The 1,083-nt window shown below is 35.0% G+C and carries 1 protein-coding gene; it reads left to right on the top strand.

All coding sequences use genetic code 11. The features are described from left to right. Positions 1–331 precede the first annotated feature (331 nt). On the top strand, positions 332–1,083 hold a 752-nt coding region (locus BM088_RS26935; RefSeq protein WP_091992031.1), incomplete at its 3' end, for a chitodextrinase.

Here is a 1,083-nt window from a genome sequence, read left to right as displayed (position 1 = left end):
TCGGCAATAACTGCGTTACCTTCACTCTCAATACCAGTTATTACGCAATCAAGTACCTTGCCTGAATAAATACAAGTGAGCAGCTTATCGCTATAAACCCGTGCTCTTGAAAATTTAACCTCATTAATATTGGGCATTAGCTCAAAAGAAATGGTATCTACGCTATTGTCATAAAACTTTAACTTTAGGCTAAATGAATGATAAAACAAAAATATCTAAATTGAATGAGTTCAAAACCTTACTGTGCAATATCTTTGCTATAAGAAAATATTGAATAAGTCTCATTAATAGCCTTTTATTAATACTCAAACATTATTAAAAGGAACTGATTATGTTTAAAAAACTGTGTGTATTTTTCAGCCTAATTTTACTCAGCTCGTATTCAAATGCAGCTAACGTGCACCAAACTTCAATCGAGCCAAATAGCAAAATTATTTCATTATCTGAACAACAACATCCAAAGTGGGAAATTAAAAAAACCTATCATGGTGGTGACATTATTATTCATCAAGATGAAATTTATATTGCATCACATTGGGTACGTGGCGTTGAACCTGAGAAAAATCCTCATAACTGGGATGGCTGGGTATGGGTGAAAGATAAACTGATCCCTGTTTGGCAACCCCATCGCCCTTTCATTGGAGGTGAATTAGTAAAATACGGGGTACGCTTTTATCTTGCTCGTTACTGGACGCAAAATGAAACACCTAATTCACATACCAGCTGGCAAGCGATCGACGATTTATTTTATCCAACGCCAGACATTCCACCAGTTCATCCAGATGAAAATATTACGCTTGATGGGCTAGATCGTAATAAAAATGGAATTAGGGATGACTATGAACGAAAAATCTATACACAATTTAATCAACCCGAATTAATTGCATTTTCAATTAGTGCAGCTCCCATTTGGCAAACAGTTGTAGACATACATCAAAATAAAGTAAAAAACTTAGATACAGATGCCTCAATACAGTTAATTTTAGACTTTATGCAAATTACATATTGCATCAGGATGTTACAACAAACCTACCCAAGCTTTCGCTCTCCTAAGCTCGATTTTTTCAATACCTTTGATCGTGC

This window comes from Pseudoalteromonas denitrificans DSM 6059, assembly GCF_900112265.1.
Classification (GTDB): Bacteria; Pseudomonadota; Gammaproteobacteria; order Enterobacterales; family Alteromonadaceae; genus Pseudoalteromonas; species Pseudoalteromonas denitrificans.
This window is presented reverse-complemented; position numbering and strand designations above follow the sequence as displayed.